Raw genomic sequence first — 20,510 nt, 5'->3', positions numbered from 1 at the left:
GTCGCACACAATGTCCCTACGCATCTCCCGAGCCCTCACGACTGCGATCGTTTCGTTCGCACTGACGCAGCCGGCTCTCGCGCACGAGCAAGCTGGCGTGGCCGGCGGCCTCGTCAGCGGCCTGCTGCATCCGATCACGGGCATCGACCATCTGATCGCAATGGTGGCTGTCGGAATCTGGGGCGCGCAGCTCGGCGCTCCCGCAATCTGGGTCCTGCCGATCACGTTCCCGCTCGTCATGGCGATCGGCGGGGTGCTGGGTGTGCTGCATGTCCCGCTCCCGATGCCGGAGGTGATGATCGCCGTTTCGGCCGTGATCCTGGGGGTGGCAGTCGCTGCCCGACTGCGACTGCCCTTTGCCGCCGCCGCGCTCGTCGTTGCGGTCTTCGCGATCTTTCACGGGCACGCACACGGGGCCGAGCTTCCACGCGCGGCGAATGCGCTGGCCTATGGCGTCGGCTTTGTCACCGCCACCGGCCTCTTGCATCTGTGCGGCATCATGATCGGCACATTGACGCGCTGGCCCGCCGGCGAGCGCGTCATTCAGGGACTTGGGGCCGGCATCGCGGGAATTGGCTGCTATTTCCTCGCACAGGGCGTCGGAGCCCTCGCATGAAGCTGAAGTCCGCACGAGCCTTGATGGCCGCCGCGATGCTGCTGGCCGGCGCGAACGCGGCCGAAGCGCATATCGTCGCGGCCCGCCTCGGCGATTTCTACATGGGTGCGTCGCATCCCTTCACCGATCTTGCGGATGTCCTTCTCTGGACTGCGACCGGCATGCTGGCTGGTACGCTTGGAGCTTCCAAAGGGCGCTGGCTTATCCCGGTGTTTCCGCTTGGACTGCTGGTTGGATTGCCGCTTGGACACGTCTTCGGCGCGGCTTCCACACAGTTCGCTGACGCGGCAATGATGCTGGCAATCGGCATGCTGCTTGCGGCAGCCGCGCAAGTTCCCACACTCCTGCTGTGCGCCATTGCCTTCGCCGTGGCCGTGATACGGGGCGCTGCGAACGGCGCCGACCTCTTGCCTGAAACCGACCGGGTGCTGTTTGCAGCAGGATTGGCTTGCGCGGGCTACGGCGTCATCACGCTGACGATGGCGCTGACCGTCCTCTTCAAGCAAGCACGTTCGGACGGCCCGGCATCCTGGCGAGCCATCGCCGTTCGTGCACTCGGAGGCTGGATCGCGGCGATCGGCCTGATGATGGCGAGCCTTGTTCTCGCTTCCTGAATTGAGGTCGCGTCTTCCTGGACAACAACGATAGCGGCGCGCGAGATTTCCCGCGCGCCGACGTCTATTGCACCGCGGAACGATTTGCGACGCACCATTCAAAATGAGACTGCCCGTTAAGCCGCGCGTGGCTCCGGCGCGTGCGCTGCATCCGAGTTCGGCTAGCCTCCATCCCAAGAAACCGTCGAAGAACCGTTGACCTTGCCAAAACGCCGCACCGGGCGGCGGAGGGGCGAGAGTGCGGTGAAAAACAGCGACAAGAACGCCCCAGGGAGGAGAGCAATGTTGAAAGGCAGTCTAGGACTGATCGCGTTGAGCAGCCTGTTGTTGTCGGGCACCGCCTTCGCACAGGAGAAGATCAAGGTCGGCGTCACGGCGACGCTCGAAGGCACCTACACCGTGCTCGGCGAGGACGGCATCCGCGGCTTCCAGACCGCACTCAACGTGCTCGGCAAGAAGGTCGGCGACAAGGAGCTCGAATTCGTCATCGCCTCGACCGACGCGACGCCGGACTCCGCCGTCCGCGCCGTACGAAAGCTGATCGAGCAGGACAAGGTGCAGATCCTGCTGTCGCCGCTGTCGGGCGACGAAGGCATCGCGGTCAAGAACTTTGCCAAGACCCATCCGGAGCTGACCTTCGTCAATGCCGCTTCGGGTGCCCAGGAAACGACCTATGTCGATCCGGCTCCGAACTTCTTCCGCTACAACATGGACGGCGCGCAGTGGCAGGTGGGCCTCGGCAAATACGCGTATGAGGAAAAGAAGTATCGCAAGATCGCGACCGTCGGCGAGGACTATTCCTTCATCTACACTCAGGTGTTCGGCCTCGTGCTCGAATTCTGCGGCGCGGGCGGACAGGTCACAAACCGCCAATGGGTGCCGCTCGGCACCAAGGACTTCGCCTCGGTCATCGCCGCCCTGCCCGACGATGTCGATGCGATCTATCTCGGCCTCGGCGGCGCCGACGCCGTCAACTTCCTCAACCAGTACCAGCAGGCCGGCGGCAAAGCGCATCTGATGGGCGGCTCGATCATGATCGACCAGACCATCCTGTCGTCCAAAGGCAACGCCAAGAACGCACTGGTCGGCACGCTGGCCGCGAGCGGCCAGGCCGACACCTGGGAGGATCCGGGCTGGCAGAAGTTCGTGAAGGACTATCAGGACGCCTTCCCGCCGAACAAGCGCTTCCCGAGCCCGTCGCTGCTCGCCACCAACTATTACGGCGCGACCATGGCGCTGATCCTGGCGCTGCGTCAGGTCAACGGCGACCTCTCCAACAACCAGACCAAGTACAAGGAAGCCCTCGCCAAGATCGAGCTCGACGCTCCCAACGGCAAGATCAAGCTCGACTCCAACCGCCAGGCGATCGGCACCAACTTCGTCACCGAGGTCGTCGACGACGGCAAGGGTGCACTGTTCTCCAAGGTCGTGAAGGTGATCCCGAACGTCAACCAGACGCTGGGCTACGACCCCGCGGTGTTCGCCAAGATCGGTTTGCCAAGCCGTACAGTACCGGAATGTAAGAAGTACTGACGTAGTCGCGTCAGCGACGCCGTGACTGACCGGGGAGAGATTTGCAAAGAGCGCGACACGAGCGCCCTTGCATTCTCTCCCCGGTTGTTCGACGTTACCAAAAAATGACAAGAGCTTCTGGGAGGGAAGGCATGAGCCGGGCGCTCGCCGTCTTCCACGGCCGCTTTGGCCGGGCGACGGTCTATCAGTTGAACCGCCCCTTCAACATCCACGCACATCGCGAAGGTCATCTGATCTTCCATGTCGGGGGACGCTCCGCATGCATCGATGTCAGCGATGGTCATTACGAGCTCACTGAAGGCTCCGTGGTCGCGGTCAATCCATGGGAGCCGCACAATTTCCTGCCGTCCGATCTCGACGGCGGCGCCGTCTTCTTCGTGCTCTATGTCAATGCGGAGTGGTTCGCGCCCGATGCGCCCGGCGCCGACCGCCTGCGCTTCGGCCGAACCCAGCTCACGCGGTCGGCCGCGCTGGACAGGCAGATCAGGCACGCGGCCGCCCTGGTGTGCGGCGCACCCTCGCTCAACAGCCTCGATGGCGAGCTGAGACGGCTGATCGACATCTGCTACGACGAAAGCTGGCAGCAGGCGGCGACTGCGCGCGATCCGCGCGCCAACGGCTCGGTCACCGATTTTCGCGTACGCAAGTGCATCAAGATGATGTCGGAGAGCCCCGGCGCCGAGATCGAGCTCGACACCATCGCGCGCGAATCCGGACTGTCGCGGCCGCATTTCTACCGGCTGTTCCGTACCCAGACCGGCGTCACGCCGCACCTCTATCTCAACACGCTGATGATGGAGCAGGCGCTGGAGGCCCTGGTGGCGAGCGAGGCGCCCATCGCCGATATCGGCTTCGATCTCGGCTTCTCCTCGCAGAGCGGTTTCACCCGCTTCTTCGCCGCCAATGTCGGCATGGCGCCGACCGATTATCGCCGCGCGGCCAAGGTTTTGCGCGCCTGACCGGCGTGCGAAAAGATACTCACGATCAAATGCGCCCCCGTCAGCCCGATTAGGATGCGCGGAACGCGGTCCCGCCAAGAGGATCGCGCGCGATAGGGAGCGTACGTTCATGGCAGGGCTTGCATGACAGGGCTTGCGGCCGGCAACGGTCTGCGTGCGACCTCGCCCCGCAAGCGGGACGAGGTGAAGCCATGACCCGCTTTGTCGAGCGCCATCCCGCCTGGGCTCTGATCGTCATCATCGCGATCGCGGTGGCGCTATGGCTGATCTTCGCGGTGTGGCCACCCGGTCTCGAAGAGGCCATCGGCCGCAAGCGGGTATTCCTCAACGCGCTCTTCAACGGCATCACGCTCGGCGGCCTCTATTTCCTCGTCGCCAGCGGCTTCACGCTGATCTTCGGCCTGATGCGCAACGTCAATCTCGCGCACGGCTCGCTCTATCTGTTCGGCGGCTATGTCGGCTATGCCATCAGCGCCTCGACCGGGTCCTGGATCCTCTCGTTCATCGTCGCTTTCATCTTGACCGCGCTGGTCGGCGTCCTGCTCCAGCTCCTCGTCTTCCGCCGCATGGAAGGCCAGGATTTGCGCCAGACCATGGTGACGATCGGGCTCTCGATCGTGTTCGCCGATCTGATGCTGTGGGCCTGCGGCGGCGACTTCTACCAGATCCAGACGCCGAGCTGGCTGATCGGCCCGATCGAGCTGCCGCTGATCACCGCCGTGAAATCCTCAGGGGAGCCGGTGTATCTGCGCTATCCGCTGGTGCGGCTCGTGATCTTCCTGGCGTCCGTCATCATCGGCATCGCGATGTGGCTCGCACTCAACCGCACCCGGATCGGCATGATCATCCGCGCCGGCGTCGACGACCGCGACATCCTCGCCGCAACCGGCGTACGCATCCAGATCGTCTTCGTGCTCGTCTTCGCGCTCGGCGCGGGCCTTGCCGGCATCGCAGGCGTCGTCGGCGGAACCTTCCAGTCCCTCTCCCCCGGCGAGGACATCCGCTTCCTGCTCGCCTCCCTCGTGGTCGTGATCGTCGGCGGCATGGGCTCGATCCCGGGCGCTGCGCTCGGCGCGCTGATCATCGGCCTCGCCGAGCAGCTCGGCTCGGTCTACATCCCGACCTACGCCATCGTCGTGACCTTCCTGATCATGGTGCTGGTGCTGGCGCTTCGGCCGCAAGGCCTGCTGGCGAGGCGCTGACATGTCCGTCACCCACGATGCCCGCATCCAGGTTCACAAGCCCACTTCCGCGGTGCAGCGCCCGGCCGTGCGCGGCTGGCCGGACGTCAACAATCCCGCAGCCTGGATCGTGGCGGCCATCCTGCTGATCATGCCACTGATCGCCAACGGCTTCTTCCTGATCGAGATCTTTGCGACGACCCTGATCCTCGGCACCATCGCGCTCAGCTTGATGTTCCTGGCCGGCTATGGCGGCATGGTCAGCCTGATGCAGCTCACCATCGCCGGCTTTTGCGCTTACATGGTCGCGGTGTTCGGTGTCAGCGGCAACGCCAATATCAGCCTGGGCTGGCCGTGGTGGCTGGCGGTCCCGATGGCGCTGACGCTTGCGACCATCTTCGGCACGCTCGGCGGCGCGCTCGCGGTGCGCACCGAGGGTATCTACACCATCATGATCACCCTCGCGATCGGCGCGGCGTTCTACTACTTCACCAACCAGAACTGGGCGATCTTCAACGGCCACACCGGCATCAACAACGTCGCGACGCCGCATTTCTGGGGCGTCAACTGGCGCGCCGACATCCCCTTCTACTACATCGTGCTCGCAGTCGCCGCGCTCTGCTACTTCGCGGTCGACTACATCTCGCGCGCGCCGTTCGGCCTGGCGCTGCAGGGCGTGCGCGACAACCCGCGCCGCATGGCCGCACTCGGTTTCAACGTCAACGCGCACCGTGTTGCCGCCTATGCGGTCGCGTCCTTCATCGCGGGCCTCGCCGGCGTACTCCAGGTCTGGAACTATCGCCAGATTTCGCCGGGCACAGTCAGCGTCGGCGCGTGCATCGACGTCCTCATCATCGCCGTCGTCGGGGGCATCACCCGTCCGGTCGGCCCCTATATCGGCGCGCTGGTGTTCGTCCTGCTGCGGACCTTCGCGCTCGACTTCCTGGTCAAGATCGGGCTCGACGGCAACCGCTTTCGTCTCCTCATCGGGCTTGGCTTTCTCGCCATCGTGTTCTGGTCGTCGGACGGCGTGATCGGCCTGTGGCAGCGCTGGCGCCAGAGCCAACGTCGGCAAGCCGACCGTCCGGGCGGAGGGTCCGGCCATGGATAGCGTCGCGCGGCGTCTTTCCGCCGTCGGTGCCGGCGCCGCGCTGGAACTGCGCGGCGTGACGCGGCTGTTCGGCGCGCTGGCGGCGCTGACCGACGTCACCATCACCGTGCGTCCCGGCGAGCGGCGCGCCGTGCTCGGCTCCAACGGCGCCGGCAAGACCACGCTGTTCAACTGCATCACCGGCGACTTTCCGCCCTCCTCCGGCACGATCCGCTTCTTCGGCGAGGACGTCACGCATTTCCCGCCCTATGAGCGCATCCGGCGTGGCCTGCGGCGGACCTATCAGATCTCCGCATTGTTTCCCGGCCTTACCGTGCAGGACAATGTCTACCTCGCCTGCCGCGGTGTCTCGCGCGGACGTTTCTCGTTCCTGCGTTCCGGGCAGAACGACGCGCTGATGCACGCCGCCGACAGTCTGGTGCAGGCCGTGCATCTGAGCGCCGTGAAGGACCAGCGCGTCGCCGAGCTCGCGCACGGCCAGCAGCGCCAGCTCGAGATCGCGCTGGCACTCGCGGGTGCGCCGCGCTTCGTGCTGTTCGACGAGCCCGCCGCCGGTCTCTCGCCGACCGAGCGGGCCGAGCTGGTCGAGATCCTGACCTCGCTGCCGGCCCATATCGGCTACATCATCATCGAGCACGACATGGATGTCGCGCTACGTGTCGTCGAGAGCGTGACGATGATGCACAACGGCCGCATCTTCAAGGAAGGCCTGCCGGAAGAGATCCAGTCCGACCCCGAAGTGCAGGAGCTATATCTCGGAGGCGGCCATGAATGAGGCCCGCCGTACCGCAGCAGCGCTCGAGGTCCGGGGCCTCGACGTCTATTACGGCCATTCGCACGCGCTCCAGGGCGTCGACCTCTCGCTCGATGCCGGTGTGTTCTCCGTGGTCGGCCGCAATGGCATGGGCAAGACCACGCTGTGCAAGGCGATCATGGGCCTCGTCCCGGTCAGCGGCGGCTCGATCCGGGTCCGCGGCGAGGACATCACGCGGCGGCCGCCCGCTCACATCGCGCGCCTCGGCGTCGGCTATGTGCCGCAGGGCCGCCGGCTCTGGCGCTCGCTCAGCGTCGACGAGCATCTGCGACTTGCCGGCGGGATGCGGTCCGGTGCCTGGACCGTCGAGCGCATCTACGACACCTTTCCGCGCCTCGCCGAACGCAAGGACCATGGCGGCGGCCAGCTCTCCGGCGGTGAGCAACAGATGCTCGCGATCTCGCGCGCGCTGCTGACCAATCCGCACCTGCTGATCATGGACGAGCCGACCGAGGGGCTCGCGCCTGTCATCGTCGCGCAGGTCGAAGAAATGTTGTTGCAGCTCGGCGAGGACGGCGACATGGCCGTGCTTGTGATCGAGCAGAACATTGGCGTCGCGACCGCCATTTCACGCAATGTCGCGATCATGGTCAACGGCCGCATCAATCGCATCATCGACTCCGTGCGCCTCGCCGCCGACCGCGAGCTTCAGCAGCGCCTGCTCGGAGTCGGACTTCATGCCGAGCTCGAGCCCGACATCGATGCGCCCGCAGCCGGCGGCGACGCGAAACCGGCGCCACAGCCCGCACGCGCGAGCGGCCCGATCCGCATCTACATTTCGAACCCCTCGCCGCCGACACGCTGGTCTCAGCCGGTCCCGATCGGACGTATCGAAGCGGCAGCGCGCACGCTGTCGACGCAAGTTGCGCGCCTGGACGAGACCGCGCGGCGCAAGCGTGAGCCGGTGACAGCGCAAACGTCCGGCGCGCCGGTGGTGCTGGTCGTCGGCACACTCGATACCAAGGGCACCGAGCTCCGCTTCATCCGCGACATCATCGCCGAGAGCGGCCTCCGCACGCGTCTGGTCGATGTCTCCACCGGTGGCAAGCACGCAACATGCGATGTCTCCGCACAGGAGATCGCCCTGAACCACGGCCGCGGCGGCTCGGCCGTGTTCGGCTCCGATCGCGGGGTCGCGGTGACGGCGATGGCGGATGCATTCTCCAATTGGATGCGGCGCCAGGGCAATATCGCCGGGGTGATCTCGGCGGGCGGCTCGGGCGCGGCGTCGCTGGTCGCCCCTGCCATGCGCACCCTCCCCGTCGGCGTGCCAAAGCTGATCATCTCGTCGGTCGCCTCCGGCGACGTCGCGCCCTATGTCGGCCCGGCCGACATCACCATGATGTATTCGGTCACCGACGTGCAGGGCCTGAACTCGATCTCGCGCGCGGTGCTGTCGAACGGCGCCAACGCCATGGCAGGCATGGTCAAGGCGCGGCTCGACCAACGCGAAGCCAGGGAACGCTCGTCCAGCGCCGCCCTGCCGTCGCTCGGCATCACCATGTTCGGCGTGACGACGCCGGCGGTGCAGAAGATCGCAGCCGATCTGCGCGATGACTTCGAATGTCTCGTGTTCCATGCCACCGGCGTCGGCGGCCGCTCGATGGAAAAGCTGGTCGATTCCGGCCAGCTTGCCGGCGTGATCGATCTCACCACCACCGAGATCTGCGACCTCTTGATGGGCGGCGTGTTTCCGGCGACGGACGACCGCTTTGGCGCGGTCATCCGCACCCGCGTGCCCTATATCGGCTCGGTCGGCGCGCTCGACATGGTCAATTTTGGCGCGCCCGACACGATCCCTGAGCGCTATCGCGGGCGCAAGTTCCACGTCCACAATCCGCAGGTGACGCTGATGCGTACCACGGCGGAGGAGAACGAGCGGATGGGCCGCTGGATCGGCGAGCGGCTCAACCAGATGGACGGGCCGGTGCGCTTCTTCCTGCCCGAGGGCGGCGTTTCCGCGCTCGATGCCCGCGGCCAGCCATTTTGGGACCCGGAGGCCGACACCGCCCTGCTCCGCGCGCTGGAGCGCACGGTGCGGCAGACCGGCAACCGCCAGCTCATCCGCGTCAAGCAGAACATCAACGATCCCGAGTTCGCCTCGACCATCGTGACCGCGTTCCGAACGCTGTTCGGCCGCGCCGGGGCGCGCCGGAGACTAGCGAGGTGACCGATGGCCCGGTTTGAACGCGCTACACTTCTGAAGCGGTTTCGCGAGATGGCGAAGCGCGGCGAGCCGATCGTCGGCGGCGGCGCCGGCACCGGCCTGTCGGCCAAGTGCGAGGAAGCCGGCGGCGTCGATCTCATCGTGATCTACAATTCCGGCCGCTATCGCATGGCCGGGCGCGGCTCACTCGCCGGGCTGATGCCTTATGGCGACGCCAACGCCATCGTGCTGGAGATGGCCGGTGAGGTGCTGCCCGTGGTCAGCAAGACGCCGGTGCTGGCCGGTGTCAACGGCACCGATCCGTTCCGCGACATGGATGTGTTCCTCGACCAGCTCAAGGCGCTCGGCTTCGCCGGTGTGCAGAACTTTCCGACCGTCGGGCTGATCGACGGCGTCTTCCGCGCCAATCTCGAGGAGACCGGAATGTCCTACGCGCTGGAGATCGACATGATCGCCAAGGCGCGCGAGAAGGACATGCTGACGACGCCCTACATCTTCAGCGAGAAGGAAGCCGCCGCGATGGCGATCGCCGGCGCCGACATCATCGTCTGCCATCTCGGACTCACCACCGGCGGCACGATCGGTGCGCAGACCGCGCTCAAACTGACGGACTGCCCGGCGCGCATCGACACCTGGGCCTCCGCCGCGCTCAGCGTCAATCCCGACATTCTGGTGCTCGCCCATGGCGGCCCGATCGCCGATCCCGCGGATGCCGATTTCATCATGAAGAACACCCGTTACTGCCACGGCTTCTACGGCGCCTCCTCGATGGAGCGGCTTCCGGTGGAGCAAGCGTTGACGGACCAGGTACGCAAATTCAAGGCGATCGGCGCGCGATAACGCCTGTCAGATTGAGGGAGGGAAACATGTCAGGGATCCTGGTCGGCGAGCTCATCCTCTGGCTGATCGTCGCCATCATCGTGATCGTGGTTGGCGTCTACATCGTCAACTGGCTCTACCACCGCTCCTCCAAGGAGGTGTCGTTCGTCCGGACCGGCCTCCTCGGCGAACGCGTGGTGATCAACGGCGGCGCCTTCGTGCTGCCGTTCATTCACGATTACACGCCGGTCAACATGAACGTGCAGCCGATGGGAATCGTGCGTTCGCGGCAGGACGCGGTGATCACCCGCGACCGCATGCGCGTCGATATCGAGGCCGACTTCTATGTCCGGGTCCAGGCCACCCGGGAAGCCGTCTCGATCGCAGCCGCAACGCTCGGTCGCCGCACCATGGAGCCGGAGCAGCTCCATGCGCTGCTGGCCGGCAAATTCATTTCCGCGATCCGCTCGGTCGCGTCCGAAATGACCCTTGAAGAGATGCATGAACGTCGCGGCGAATACGTCGCGCGCGTCAAGACCAATGCGGCGGAAGCCCTCGCCCAGAACGGCCTGGAGCTGGAATCCGTCGCCATCACCGATCTCGACCAGACCGACCTTGAATTCTTCAATCCCTCGAACCGCTTCGATGCCGAAGGCCTGACCAAGCTGATGGAGGACATCGAGGCGAGGCGCAAGCTGCGCAACGACATCGAGCAGGACTCGATGATCAAGATCCGCACCCGCAACCTGGAAGCCGAGCGGCAGGCGCTCGAGATCGAGCGCGAAAGCGAGACCGCCCGGCTGGAGCAGGAGCGCGACATCGAGATGCGCCGCGCGCTCCAGCGCACGGAAGTCGCCCGCGAACGCGCGCTGCGCGAGACCGAGGCCGAGCAGGCCCAGATCTCGGCCCGCGAGGCCATCGAGCGCTCACGGATCGCCAATGAACAGGCGATCGCGGAGGCCCGCATCGCCTCCGAGCGCGAGACCCGCCAGAAGGAGATCGAGCGCACCCGCACCATCGAGGAGAAGGAGCTGCTGGCGCGCGAGGAGATCGAGAAGACCCGCATCGCCAACCAGCGCTCGATCGACACGACGCGCATTGCCAGCGAGCGCGAGGTCCGCCAGCGCGAGATCGAGCGCATGCGCACCGTCGAGGAAGCCGAGATCGCGGCGCGCGAGGCCATCGAGAAGGCCCGCATCCAGCAGGACCGCGTCGTCACCGACGCCCGCATCGCCAACGAGGAAGAGACCCGGCGCCGCGAGATCGAGCGCACCCGCGCCGTCGACGAGGCCGAGATCGCCGCACGCGAAGCCACCGAAAAGGCCCGCATCGCCCAGACGTTGATCGTCAATGTCGAGCGCATCTCCTCCGACGAACGCACCCGCGCGCTGGAGATCCAGCAGGTCCGCACCATTCAGGAGGCCGAGATCGAGGCGCAGCGCGCGGTGGAAGCCGCCCGCATCGCCCGCGAGCGGACGCTCGCTGCCGAGCGCATCGCCGCCGAACGGAACACGCGGCAGCTCGAGATCGAGCGCAACCAGACGCTGGAGGTCGCCGGCATCGCCGCCCGCGAGACCACCGAGGCCTCCCGCATCGCGCAGGAAGAGCGCGTCCGTTCGCTGGAGATCGCGCGCAATCGCGCCGTCGAGGAAGCCGACATCGCCTCCCGCGAAGCGATCGAAGCCGCGCGCATCGCCCAGGAGAAGGCGGTCGCGGCCGAACGCATCCAGGCCGAGCGCGACACGCGCTCGCTCGAAATCGAACGCACAGGTGTGCTTGAAGCCGCCGAGCTGAAGCGGCGCGACGCCATCGAGCGCCAGCGCATCACCGTCGATCTCGCGCTCGAGGCCGAGCGGATCAACTCGTCCAAGAAGCGCGAGGTGCTCAATATCGAGCAGAAGAAAGCAGTCGAGATCGCCGACGAGGACCGCGTCATCGCGCTGTCAGCCAAGAAATCCGAGCGGATCGACGCCGACCGCCAGGTCCGGCAGGCCGAGATCGTCGCCCGCAAGGAGGTCGAGACCACCGATGTCTCGCGCGAGCAGGCGCTGGAAGCCGCCCGTCTGGAGCGCCGCCGCGCGATCGAGCAGCTCGAGGTCGCCCGCGTCCAGTCGCTCCAGGAGGCCGAGATCGCCTCCCGCGAGGAGGTCGAGCGCGCGCGCATTGCCTCCGATCGTGGCCTCGACGAAGCCCGTGTCGGCCGCGAGCGCGAGCTGCGCAAGCTGGAGGTCAACCGCGAGAAGGAGGTCGAGACGGTCCTGATGGAAAAGGCGATTGCGATCCATCAGAAGTCGCTGGAGGAATCGGCCGCCAAGGCGATGGCGGAGGAAGCGCGGATGCGCGCCACCGAAGCCACCGAACGCGTCATCACCGCGCGCGAGAGCGAAATTGCAAAACGCCGCAAGACCGTCGAAGTGCTGATCGCCGAGAAACAGGCCGAGGAAACCCGGATTGCCGCCGATGCCGAGCGCGTCCGCGCCACCGTCGAGGCCGAGGCGCAGCGAATGCTCAACGAGGCCGAGAACGTGCTCACCGACCAGGCGCGCTACTCGCTGTTCCGCCGAAAGCTGCTCGACCGCATCGAGGGCATCGTGCGCGAGAGCGTCAAGCCGATGGAGAAGATCGAGGGCATCCGCATCCTTCAGGTCGACGGCCTCAACGGCAACGGACATGGCGGGAATGGCGGCCGCAGTGCCACCGACGAGGTGATCGACTCGGCACTGCGCTACCGCGTCCAGGCGCCCCTGATCGACTCCATCCTGTCCGACATCGGCGTCGAAGGCGGCAGCCTGTCAAAGATGCCGGGCCTGATCCGCGAGGCCCGCGACATGCAGGGCATCAAGGAGTCCGCACGCAAGGGCGGCGGCGACAAGCCGGCGGCATCCCCGCCCGCGACCGAGGGCGGCGGCGAACCGCCGGCCGAGCGCGGTCCGCGGAAGAAGAGCTGAGGTCTGACCTATGCCCCGCGTCTACGTCTCCACCGTCGTCAATGCGCGCAACGACCGCGTCTGGGCGCGGGTGCGCGACTTCAACGGCCTGCCGAACTGGCATCCCGCCATCGCCGAAAGCCGCATCGAGGGCGGCGAGCCCTCGGACAAGATCGGGTGCGTGCGCGACTTTCGCCTGCGCAACGGCGACCGCATCCGCGAGAAGCTGCTCGGTCTTTCGGACTACGACATGTTCTGCACCTACTCGATCCTGGAATCCCCCATGGGCGTCGAGAATTACGTCGCGACCTTGCGACTCACGCCCGTGACCGACGGCGACCAGACGTTTGTGGAATGGACCGCCGAGTTCGACTGCGCGCCGGAACGAGAGACCGAACTCGTCGGCAATATCGGCGGCGGCGTGTTCCAGGGCGGGTTCGACGCGCTGAAGCGTGTGTTCGGAGGCTGATGTCGGTGCCGCACATCGTCAAAAGCACGATTTTGGACGCGCCGACCGATGCGGCGTGGTCAATGCTGCGCGATTTCAACGGGCATGACCGCTGGCATCCGGCGGTTGCGACGTCCTCGATCGAGCGCGCACATTCCTCCGACAAGATCGGCTGCATCAGGCGGTTCAAGCTGAAGGACGGCGCCGAGCTGCGCGAGCAATTGCTGGCGCTGTCCGATCTCGAGCAGAGCTTCAGCTACTGCCTGCTCGATACCCCGATCCCGATGTTCAACTACGTCGCCCATGTCCGTCTGCTCCCGGTGACCGATGGCGACCGCACGTTCTGGCACTGGGAGTCGCGCTTCACGACCAAGCCCGAAGACAGGGACCGCATCACCCACATGGTCGCGGAAGACATTTACCAGGCCGGGTTCGAAGCAATCCGCCGCCATCTGAAGGAGGCCGCGTAAGCCATGGCCGTGACAGTGAAGACTTTTGCCAGCGCCAGCGAGGCAGCGGGGGCGCTGTCCTCGGACCGCAGCGCACGCTATCTCGGCGGCGGCACGCTGGTGATGCGGGCGCTGAACGAAGGCGATGTCTCGATCTCGACCGTGGTCCGCGCGCAGGATCACGCGCTGGCCCGGATCGATGCCTCCGGCCCGCGCATCACGCTGGGCGCCGGCGTCACCTTCGCACGCATCCTTGCCGAACGCGACCTCGGCTTCCTGCACGCCCCTGCCCGCTCGATCGGCGGCCCCGCCGTGCGCAACATGGGGACGATCGGCGGCAATCTCTTTGCGCCAAGCCCCTACGGCGATTTTACCGTGGCGCTGCTGGCGCTCGATGCCACCGTCGCGGTCGCCGGCGGCTTTGGCGCGCGCGACATCCCGATCGAGGAATTCTTGCAGGCGCGCGAGCGGCAGGCCGGAACCCTGGTGCTGTCGGTCTCCTGCACCCGACCGGCGAGCAGCGAGGCGTTTCGCTATCGCAAGATCGCGCGGATCAAGCCGAAGGGCGGCTCGGTCATCACGCTGGCAGCGCATCTGCCGATCAGCGGCGGCCGGATCGCTGGCGCGCGCATCGCGCTGGGCTCGATGGCACCAACGCAGATTCGCGCCCGCGCCGCCGAGCGGGCGCTGGAAGGACGCTCGCTGGACGCCGCAACCATTGCCGCCGCCGCATCCGCCGCCACTGAGGGAACATCGCCCTCCGACAACGCGCTCGGCAGCGCCTGGTATCGCCGTGAGGTCGTCGGCGTCCATCTGCGCCGTCTGCTGTCGGGACAGGAATAGAGCCCCATGTCCAAGATACCCCTGCAATTTCGTCACAACGGCCGCGACGTCGCGATCTTCGTCGACGGCGGCACCAATCTCCTAGTCGCGCTGCGCGAGCTGATCGGCGACATGACGCCCAAATTCGGCTGCGGCCAGGGCGGCTGCGGCACCTGCAGCGTGCTTGTTGACGGCGAGCTTCAGCTCTCCTGCCTGACGCTGGCGGAAACCGTCGCCGGCCGTTCGATCGAGACGCTGGACGGCATGAAGCGGGGCCCGAACCTGCATCCGCTTCAGCGGGCGTTCGCCGATAATTTTGCCGCCCAGTGCGGCTATTGCACGCCGGGCATGCTGATGGCCGCCAAAGCCCTGCTCGACCGCAATCCCTCGCCCAGCCGCGAGGAGGTCATCGAGGCCATCTCCGGCAACATCTGCCGCTGCACCGGCTATGAGCCGATCATCAACGCCATCCTCGCCGCCGCCGGCGGCCGGGTCAGCGCGTAAGGGAACGCGACCATGCTGGAACTGCGCAAGGACATCTTCGCCGACGAGCGCGACGACAATTTGAAGGAGATCGGCAAGGGCACCCAGCGCCAGGACATGCTCGGCCACGTCACCGGCACCTCGAGCTATTTCAACGATCATAAGCTTCAAGGCATGCTGCATTTGAAGGTCGTGCGCTCGACGCAGGCCCATGCAAGGATTCGCCGCATCGACACGGCCGAGGCCGAGCGCTCGGCCGGCGTGCGCCGGATCATTCGCGGCGCTGACGTGCCGGTCAATCTCAACACGCTTCTCAGCCTGATCAATTTCGGCAAGGACGACGAGCCTTCGCTGGCGGTCGACAAGGTCCGCTACAAGGGCGAGCCGATCGTCGCCATCGTCGCCGACAGCGAGCGCGAGGCCTTTGAGGCAGTCGCCAAGGTCAAGGTCGACTACGAGCCACTGCCGGCAGTGTTCGACGTCGAGGACGCGCTGAAGCCCGGTGCGCCCGTGGTCAACGAGACCTACCCGAAGAACACGTTCACCTATCACGAGACCTACGACCACCAGAGGCTGCGCTTCGGCGACGCCGATGCGGCCCTCGCGACCGCCAACCACGTCCTCGAACAGCGCTACCAAATGTCGCCGATCGAGCACGCGCCGACGGAGACCAACGGCGCGATCGCGGCACCCGACACCAACGGCCGCTATGTCGTCTACACCTCGACACAGGCGCTGTTCTTCTCGGTCGACACCTGCGCCAAGATCCTGGACGTGCCGTCCAACACCTTCCACTTCATCGGCGGCACCGTCGGCGGCGGCTTTGGCGGCAAGGTCGATACCTTGACCGAGCCGCTCGCGATCCTCGGCGCAATGCTGACCGGGCGCCCCGTCCGCTACGTGTTCGGCCGCGAGGAGGAGATGCAATACGGCCCGCCGCGCGGCGCCGAGCGCATCTACATCAAGGACGGCGTGATGCGTGACGGCCGCATCGTCGCGCGAAAAATCCGCGCCTATTTCGACAGCGGCGCCTATACGCGGCTGTCCAGCTACGCCGCCGTAAAATGCGCCGCGCATCTGCCGGGGCCCTACACCATCCCGAACGTCTATGGCGACGTCTATTGCGTCTTCACCAACCGCACGCCGGCGACCGCGATGCGCGGCTTCGGCGTCACTGCGATGGATTTTGCCATCGAGTGCCAGATGGACAAGCTGGCGCATCTCATCAACATGGACCCGATGGAGTTCCGGATCCTGAATGCCTACCGCGACGGAGACATGAAGGCGCACCGGCGCGAGGCCAAGAACACGGCGCTGGTCGAATGCGTTCAGGTCGCGGCCGAGAAAGCCAAATGGCCGCTTCGCGAGGAGTTCAAGCGGGCCTCCTCGCGCAAGGACGGCGGCGGCAGCCGCGCCGTGATCCCGCCGACGCCAACGGATTCTTCGCGCGCGAGGCCGGCCGCTCCAATCCAGCAGCGCACCAGCTACGACCGGTTGCCGCCGAACGTCACCCGCGAACCGCCGCGCGAGCCGCCACCGCCGGCTCCGCCGCCGCCCTCGCCGCGGCCGGCCGCGCCTTCGCATGGCGCGACCCGCTTCTCCTCCGTCTTCGGCACCAGGAGGCGCTAGATGACCCGGCATCGCGGACGCGGCATCGCGTCGATCAACTATCCCATCGGCATGAATCTCGGCGGCGACCCCAGCCAGGCGCTGGTGCATTCCAACCCGAGCGGCAAGTTCACCGTCGCGCTGTCGTCGATCGACCTGGGCCAGGGCATGAAGTCGGTGACGCGCCAGATCTGTGCCGAGACCTTGGGCGTACCCGTCGAGGACGTCTATGTGGACACCGCGGATTCCGACACCGGTCCGCATTGCATGGGCTCGTTCGCCTCGCGCGGCACCCACCGGGTCGGCAATGCCGTGATGGCAGCGGCTCGCGAGGCCCGCGGCGTGATGATGGAAGCGGCCGCCGAGGAGCTCGAGGTCAACGCCGCCGATCTCGAGACCGACGGCCGCGGCAACATCCACGTCAAGGGCGCGCCGCACCGCTCGATCTCGACCAAGGACGTCGCGATCGCGGCGCAATTCAAGCAGGGCAAGACCATCTCCGGCCGCGGCATCTTCCTGGTGCCGCTCTCGAATGTCGATCCTGAAACCGGCGAGATGTCGCCGGCCACATGCTATGCCCATGCCTGTCTCGTCGCCGAGGTCGATGTCGATGACGAGACCGGCGAGGTCGCGATGGTGCGGATGGACTCGGCCTACGAGCTCGGCCGCGCGCTCAATCCGCGCCTGGTCGAGCAGCAGCTCGTCGGCGGCGCCTGGATGGGCGTCAGCCACGCGCTCTACGAGACGCCGGAGCCGTACTATCCCGAGCCCGTGCACGGCCCGCGCGACTTCGTCGAATATCTGATGCCGGGCCCCGGCGACATCTGCCCGCATGACATTGCGGTGCTGGAGCGCCCTGCGCCCGATGGTCCGTTCGGCGCAAAAGGTCCCGGCGAGATGTGTGCGAACCCGGTGCTGCCGGCCGTGGCGAACGCGATCTTCAACGCCGTCGGCGTGCGCATCGACGATCTGCCGATTACACCTGAGAAGGTGCTGCGCGCGATCAAGGCCCAGGGCGGCGCGCGGCCGCAGGCGCGGCGCTAGAGGTCTTCGTCCATGGCGGTCCGCAGCAACATCGTCGGCATCGACAGTCCGGAGGCGCTGGAGAAAGCGCTGCGCGCGGCCTATTACCTCGCCGACGAGGGGCTTGCGACGGCTGCCTATCTCGGCCTTGCGCTGGGCAAGCCGCTGCTGCTCGAGGGGGCGCCGGGCGTCGGCAAGACCGAAGCCGCCAAGGCCATCGCCGCCGTGCTCGGCCGCCGGCTTATTCGGCTGCAATGCTATGAGGGCATCGACGCCTCTGCGGCGCTCTACGAGTGGAACTATCCGCGCCAGATGCTCGCGATCCGCCAGGCCGGCGACGAGAGCATCGACATCTATGGCGAGACGTTTCTGATCGAACGGCCGATGCTGGCGGCACTACGTGCGCCTGATTCCACCGTGCTGCTGATCGACGAAATCGACCGCGCCGACCAGGAGTTCGAGGCCTTCCTGCTCGAATTCCTCTCCGACTTCCAGATCTCAATCCCCGAGCGCGGCACGGTGCGCGCCACCGAACGGCCTGTCGTCGTGCTGACCTCGAACCGGACGCGCGACCTGCATGAGGCGCTGCGCCGCCGCTGCGTCTATCACTGGATCGACTACCCCACGGAAGAACGCGAGGCACGGATCGTGATGTTGCGGGCCTCCAGCGTTGCCGAAGCAACCGCGCGCGCCGTCGTTGCGGCCGTCGGAAAGCTCCGGCGCGAGCCGCTCAGCAAGGCGCCGGGCATCGCCGAGGCCGTCGATTGGGCCGAAGCGGCAACATTGCTGCACAAGGGCGGCGCGCGCTGGCCCGACGCCTTCAAGCGCTCGATCGGCGTGGCGCTCAAGGACGAGGAGGACCTGCACTTCATCTCGCCCCGGCTCGACGCCATGCTCGCGGAGGCAACCGCATGAGCACCGAACCCCAGCTTCCGCGTGCCGCCCGCGTCTTCGTGTCCTTTGTCGCACTGCTGCGCGCCAACAGCTTTGCCGTCGCGCCGGAGCAGACCACCGCGTTCCTCACCGCGATCGAGCTGCTGGGCCCGCGCGACCTCGGGGATATCAGGCAGGCAGCGCTGGCCACCCTCGCCCCGCCACCCGAGCGCCGCGCCACTTTCGACCGGCTGTTCGATCTGCACTTCCGCGGCAGCGAGGCGATCGAGCGCGTCGACGATGGCGAAGACGACGAGACCGTCCGGCTCCAGGAAGAGGGCCGCGGCGACGAGGAGCCACTGCTGTCCGATGACGCCAACGAATCCGGCCTGACCGCAACCCGCACCGAAGCACTCGTCGAGCGCCGTTTTGCTCAGCTGTCGACGACCGACGCACTGCGCCGCCTGGCGCGCGAGGCGCCGCGGCGCCTGCCACGACGGCGCGGCCATCGCCGCATGCGGGCCCGCCGCGGGCCCTTCGCCGATCTCCGCCGCACCTTACGCGACTCCGTCCGCAGCGACGGTGAGATCCTGCGGCTCGGTCACATGAAGCGGCGCCAGCGCCCGCGAAAATTCCTGCTGCTGATCGACGTCTCCGGCTCGATGAAGAGCCGGACCGAAGAGAACATGAAGCTCGCCCATGCGCTGGTGCAGGCCGCGCCCAATGTCGAGGTCTTCACCTTCGGCACAAGGCTGACCCGTGTCACCCGCGCGCTGCGGCTGAAGCGCCGCGAGCAGGCGCTGAACGCGGCCGCGCACCTCGTCAGCGATTGGGACGGCGGCACCCGCATCGGCGATGCGCTGCAGGCCTTCCTCGCGGTGCCCCGCTTCGGCGGCTATGCGCGCGGCGCAGCCGTGGTCGTGATCTCGGACGGATTGGAGCGCGGCGAAATCGATGCGCTGCGCGACGCCGTGGCAAAGCTGTCGCGGCGGGCCTGGCGCGTGAGCTGGCTGACGCCGCTCGCGACCGGACCGGGTTTCCGCCCGCAGACCGAAGGACTCATTGCGATCGCGCGCCATGTCGACGACCTCGTCGACGGCGGCTCGAGCGCGTCGATCGTTGCGCATGTACTGGCACTGGGACGAAGGAGAGTTGCGTGACCGAGATTGTCGACGGGCATCATCACATCTGGCGGCAGGCCGACCTGCCCTGGCTGACCGGCCCCATGCAGCCCCGCATCTTCGGACCCTACGAGCCGATCCGGCGCGATTATCCGATCCAGGAGTATCTCGACGATCTCAAGGGCACCGGCGTGACCCGGTCAGTCTACGTCCAGACCAACTGGGCCAATGATCGTTTCGAGGATGAGACGGCGTGGGTGCAAGAGACCGCCGAAGACCACGGCTGGCCCCACGCGATCGTCGCTTATGCCAATTTTGCCGTCGAAGACGTGCGCCCGCAGCTCGACCGCCTCAAGCACTATTCCCTGGTACGCGGCGCGCGGATGCAGCTGCACTGGCACGAGAACCCACTCTATCGCTTCGCGGCCAAGCCAGATCTTTGCGTCGATCCCGCGGTTCGCCGCAACATCGCGTACCTCGCCGATTACGGCTGGAGCTTCGATCTCCAGGTTTTTACGCCGCAGATGCCGGATGCGGCGCGGCTTGCGGAGTCCTGCCCCGAGGTGACCTTCATCCTCCAGCATGCCGGCATGCTGGAAGATCTCTCACCCGCGGGGCGCGCGGCCTGGCGCGCCGGGATGGCGCGGCTTGCGGCCTGCCCGAACGTGGTCTCGAAACTCTCCGGGCTCGGCACCTTCATCCATCGCAACGACCTCGCGCACATCGCGGCCATCGTGGCCGACACCGTCACGATCTTCGGCGCCGAGCGTTGCCTGTTCGGCTCCAACTTTCCGATCGAGAAATTGTGGACCAGCTACCGCGAGCTCGTCGCCGCGTTTCGCGCGGCCGCTGCGCCGCTGAGCACCGAGCAGCAGGACGCGATCTTCAGAGGCACCGCCACGCGCGTCTACCGGCTTTGACAGACAAGAAACATAGGGAGGC

Annotated in this window: 19 protein-coding genes; all 19 read left to right on the top strand. The window is 66.6% G+C overall.

The window, feature by feature from the left end; genetic code table 11:
- The first annotated feature begins 10 nt into the window (after positions 1-10).
- The 19 genes from I3J27_RS13280 (at position 11) to I3J27_RS13190 (ending at position 20,488) form a co-directional block, all read left to right on the top strand.
- Entirely contained in the window at positions 11-616 is a 606-nt protein-coding gene (locus I3J27_RS13280) for a HupE/UreJ family protein (protein ID WP_270169832.1), read from the top strand.
- A gap of 23 nt (positions 617-639) precedes the next feature.
- Positions 640-1,230 (top strand): HupE/UreJ family protein, encoded by a 591-nt coding sequence (locus I3J27_RS13275; protein ID WP_270169830.1) that lies wholly within the window; start codon positions 640-642, stop codon positions 1,228-1,230.
- 282 nt (positions 1,231-1,512) lie between these two features.
- Positions 1,513-2,763 (top strand): ABC transporter substrate-binding protein, encoded by a 1,251-nt coding sequence (locus I3J27_RS13270; protein WP_270169828.1) that lies wholly within the window; start codon positions 1,513-1,515, stop codon positions 2,761-2,763.
- 131 nt (positions 2,764-2,894) lie between these two features.
- Positions 2,895-3,722 (top strand): helix-turn-helix transcriptional regulator, encoded by an 828-nt coding sequence (locus tag I3J27_RS13265; protein ID WP_270169826.1) that lies wholly within the window; start codon positions 2,895-2,897, stop codon positions 3,720-3,722.
- Between the two features lie 191 nt (positions 3,723-3,913).
- On the top strand, positions 3,914-4,924 hold the full coding sequence (locus I3J27_RS13260; RefSeq protein ID WP_270169824.1) for a branched-chain amino acid ABC transporter permease: 1,011 nt from the start codon (positions 3,914-3,916) through the stop codon (positions 4,922-4,924).
- 1 nt (position 4,925) lies between these two features.
- Positions 4,926-6,014, top strand: coding sequence for a branched-chain amino acid ABC transporter permease (locus tag I3J27_RS13255; protein WP_270169822.1), 1,089 nt, complete (start codon positions 4,926-4,928; stop codon positions 6,012-6,014).
- Positions 6,007-6,789, top strand: a complete 783-nt coding sequence (locus tag I3J27_RS13250; RefSeq protein ID WP_270169820.1) for an ABC transporter ATP-binding protein — start codon at positions 6,007-6,009, stop codon at positions 6,787-6,789. The genes I3J27_RS13255 and I3J27_RS13250 overlap by 8 nt, the downstream gene beginning before the upstream one ends.
- Complete coding sequence (locus I3J27_RS13245) at positions 6,782-8,998, top strand: ABC transporter permease (protein WP_270169818.1); 2,217 nt, start codon at positions 6,782-6,784, stop codon at positions 8,996-8,998. The genes I3J27_RS13250 and I3J27_RS13245 overlap by 8 nt, the downstream gene beginning before the upstream one ends.
- 3 nt (positions 8,999-9,001) lie before the next feature.
- Positions 9,002-9,835, top strand: a complete 834-nt coding sequence (locus tag I3J27_RS13240; protein ID WP_270169816.1) for a phosphoenolpyruvate hydrolase family protein — start codon at positions 9,002-9,004, stop codon at positions 9,833-9,835.
- 26 nt (positions 9,836-9,861) lie between these two features.
- Positions 9,862-12,762: a flotillin family protein gene (locus tag I3J27_RS13235; RefSeq protein WP_270169814.1), complete on the top strand. Its 2,901-nt coding sequence runs from the start codon at positions 9,862-9,864 to the stop codon at positions 12,760-12,762.
- A gap of 10 nt (positions 12,763-12,772) precedes the next feature.
- Positions 12,773-13,210, top strand: coding sequence for an SRPBCC family protein (locus I3J27_RS13230; RefSeq protein ID WP_015686997.1), 438 nt, complete (start codon positions 12,773-12,775; stop codon positions 13,208-13,210).
- Positions 13,211-13,215: 5 nt separating this feature from the next.
- Complete coding sequence (locus I3J27_RS13225) at positions 13,216-13,659, top strand: SRPBCC family protein (protein WP_270172730.1); 444 nt, start codon at positions 13,216-13,218, stop codon at positions 13,657-13,659.
- 3 nt (positions 13,660-13,662) lie between these two features.
- A complete protein-coding gene (locus tag I3J27_RS13220) occupies positions 13,663-14,481 on the top strand; it encodes an FAD binding domain-containing protein (RefSeq protein ID WP_270169811.1) in 819 nt (272 codons plus the stop codon).
- Positions 14,482-14,487: 6 nt separating this feature from the next.
- Positions 14,488-14,964 (top strand): (2Fe-2S)-binding protein, encoded by a 477-nt coding sequence (locus tag I3J27_RS13215; protein ID WP_270169809.1) that lies wholly within the window; start codon positions 14,488-14,490, stop codon positions 14,962-14,964.
- A 12-nt stretch (positions 14,965-14,976) separates the two neighbouring features.
- Complete coding sequence (locus tag I3J27_RS13210; RefSeq protein WP_270169807.1) at positions 14,977-16,572, top strand: xanthine dehydrogenase family protein molybdopterin-binding subunit; 1,596 nt, start codon at positions 14,977-14,979, stop codon at positions 16,570-16,572.
- A complete protein-coding gene (locus I3J27_RS13205; RefSeq protein ID WP_270169805.1) occupies positions 16,573-17,595 on the top strand; it encodes a xanthine dehydrogenase family protein molybdopterin-binding subunit in 1,023 nt (340 codons plus the stop codon). It begins immediately after the preceding gene.
- Positions 17,596-17,607: 12 nt separating this feature from the next.
- A complete protein-coding gene (locus tag I3J27_RS13200) occupies positions 17,608-18,489 on the top strand; it encodes an AAA family ATPase (RefSeq protein WP_270169803.1) in 882 nt (293 codons plus the stop codon).
- A complete protein-coding gene (locus I3J27_RS13195; RefSeq protein ID WP_270169801.1) occupies positions 18,486-19,607 on the top strand; it encodes a vWA domain-containing protein in 1,122 nt (373 codons plus the stop codon). The genes I3J27_RS13200 and I3J27_RS13195 overlap by 4 nt, the downstream gene beginning before the upstream one ends.
- Positions 19,604-20,488 carry an amidohydrolase family protein gene (locus tag I3J27_RS13190; RefSeq protein WP_270169795.1) on the top strand — a complete coding sequence of 295 codons (885 nt, stop codon included), beginning with the start codon at positions 19,604-19,606 and terminating at the stop codon, positions 20,486-20,488. The genes I3J27_RS13195 and I3J27_RS13190 overlap by 4 nt, the downstream gene beginning before the upstream one ends.
- Positions 20,489-20,510 lie beyond the last annotated feature (22 nt).

The sequence above is a fragment of the Bradyrhizobium xenonodulans genome (genome assembly GCF_027594865.1).
In the GTDB taxonomy this organism is placed as follows: Bacteria; Pseudomonadota; Alphaproteobacteria; order Rhizobiales; family Xanthobacteraceae; genus Bradyrhizobium; species Bradyrhizobium xenonodulans.
Note: the sequence above shows the minus strand (reverse complement) of the source record. Positions and strands in the feature narration are given on the sequence as shown.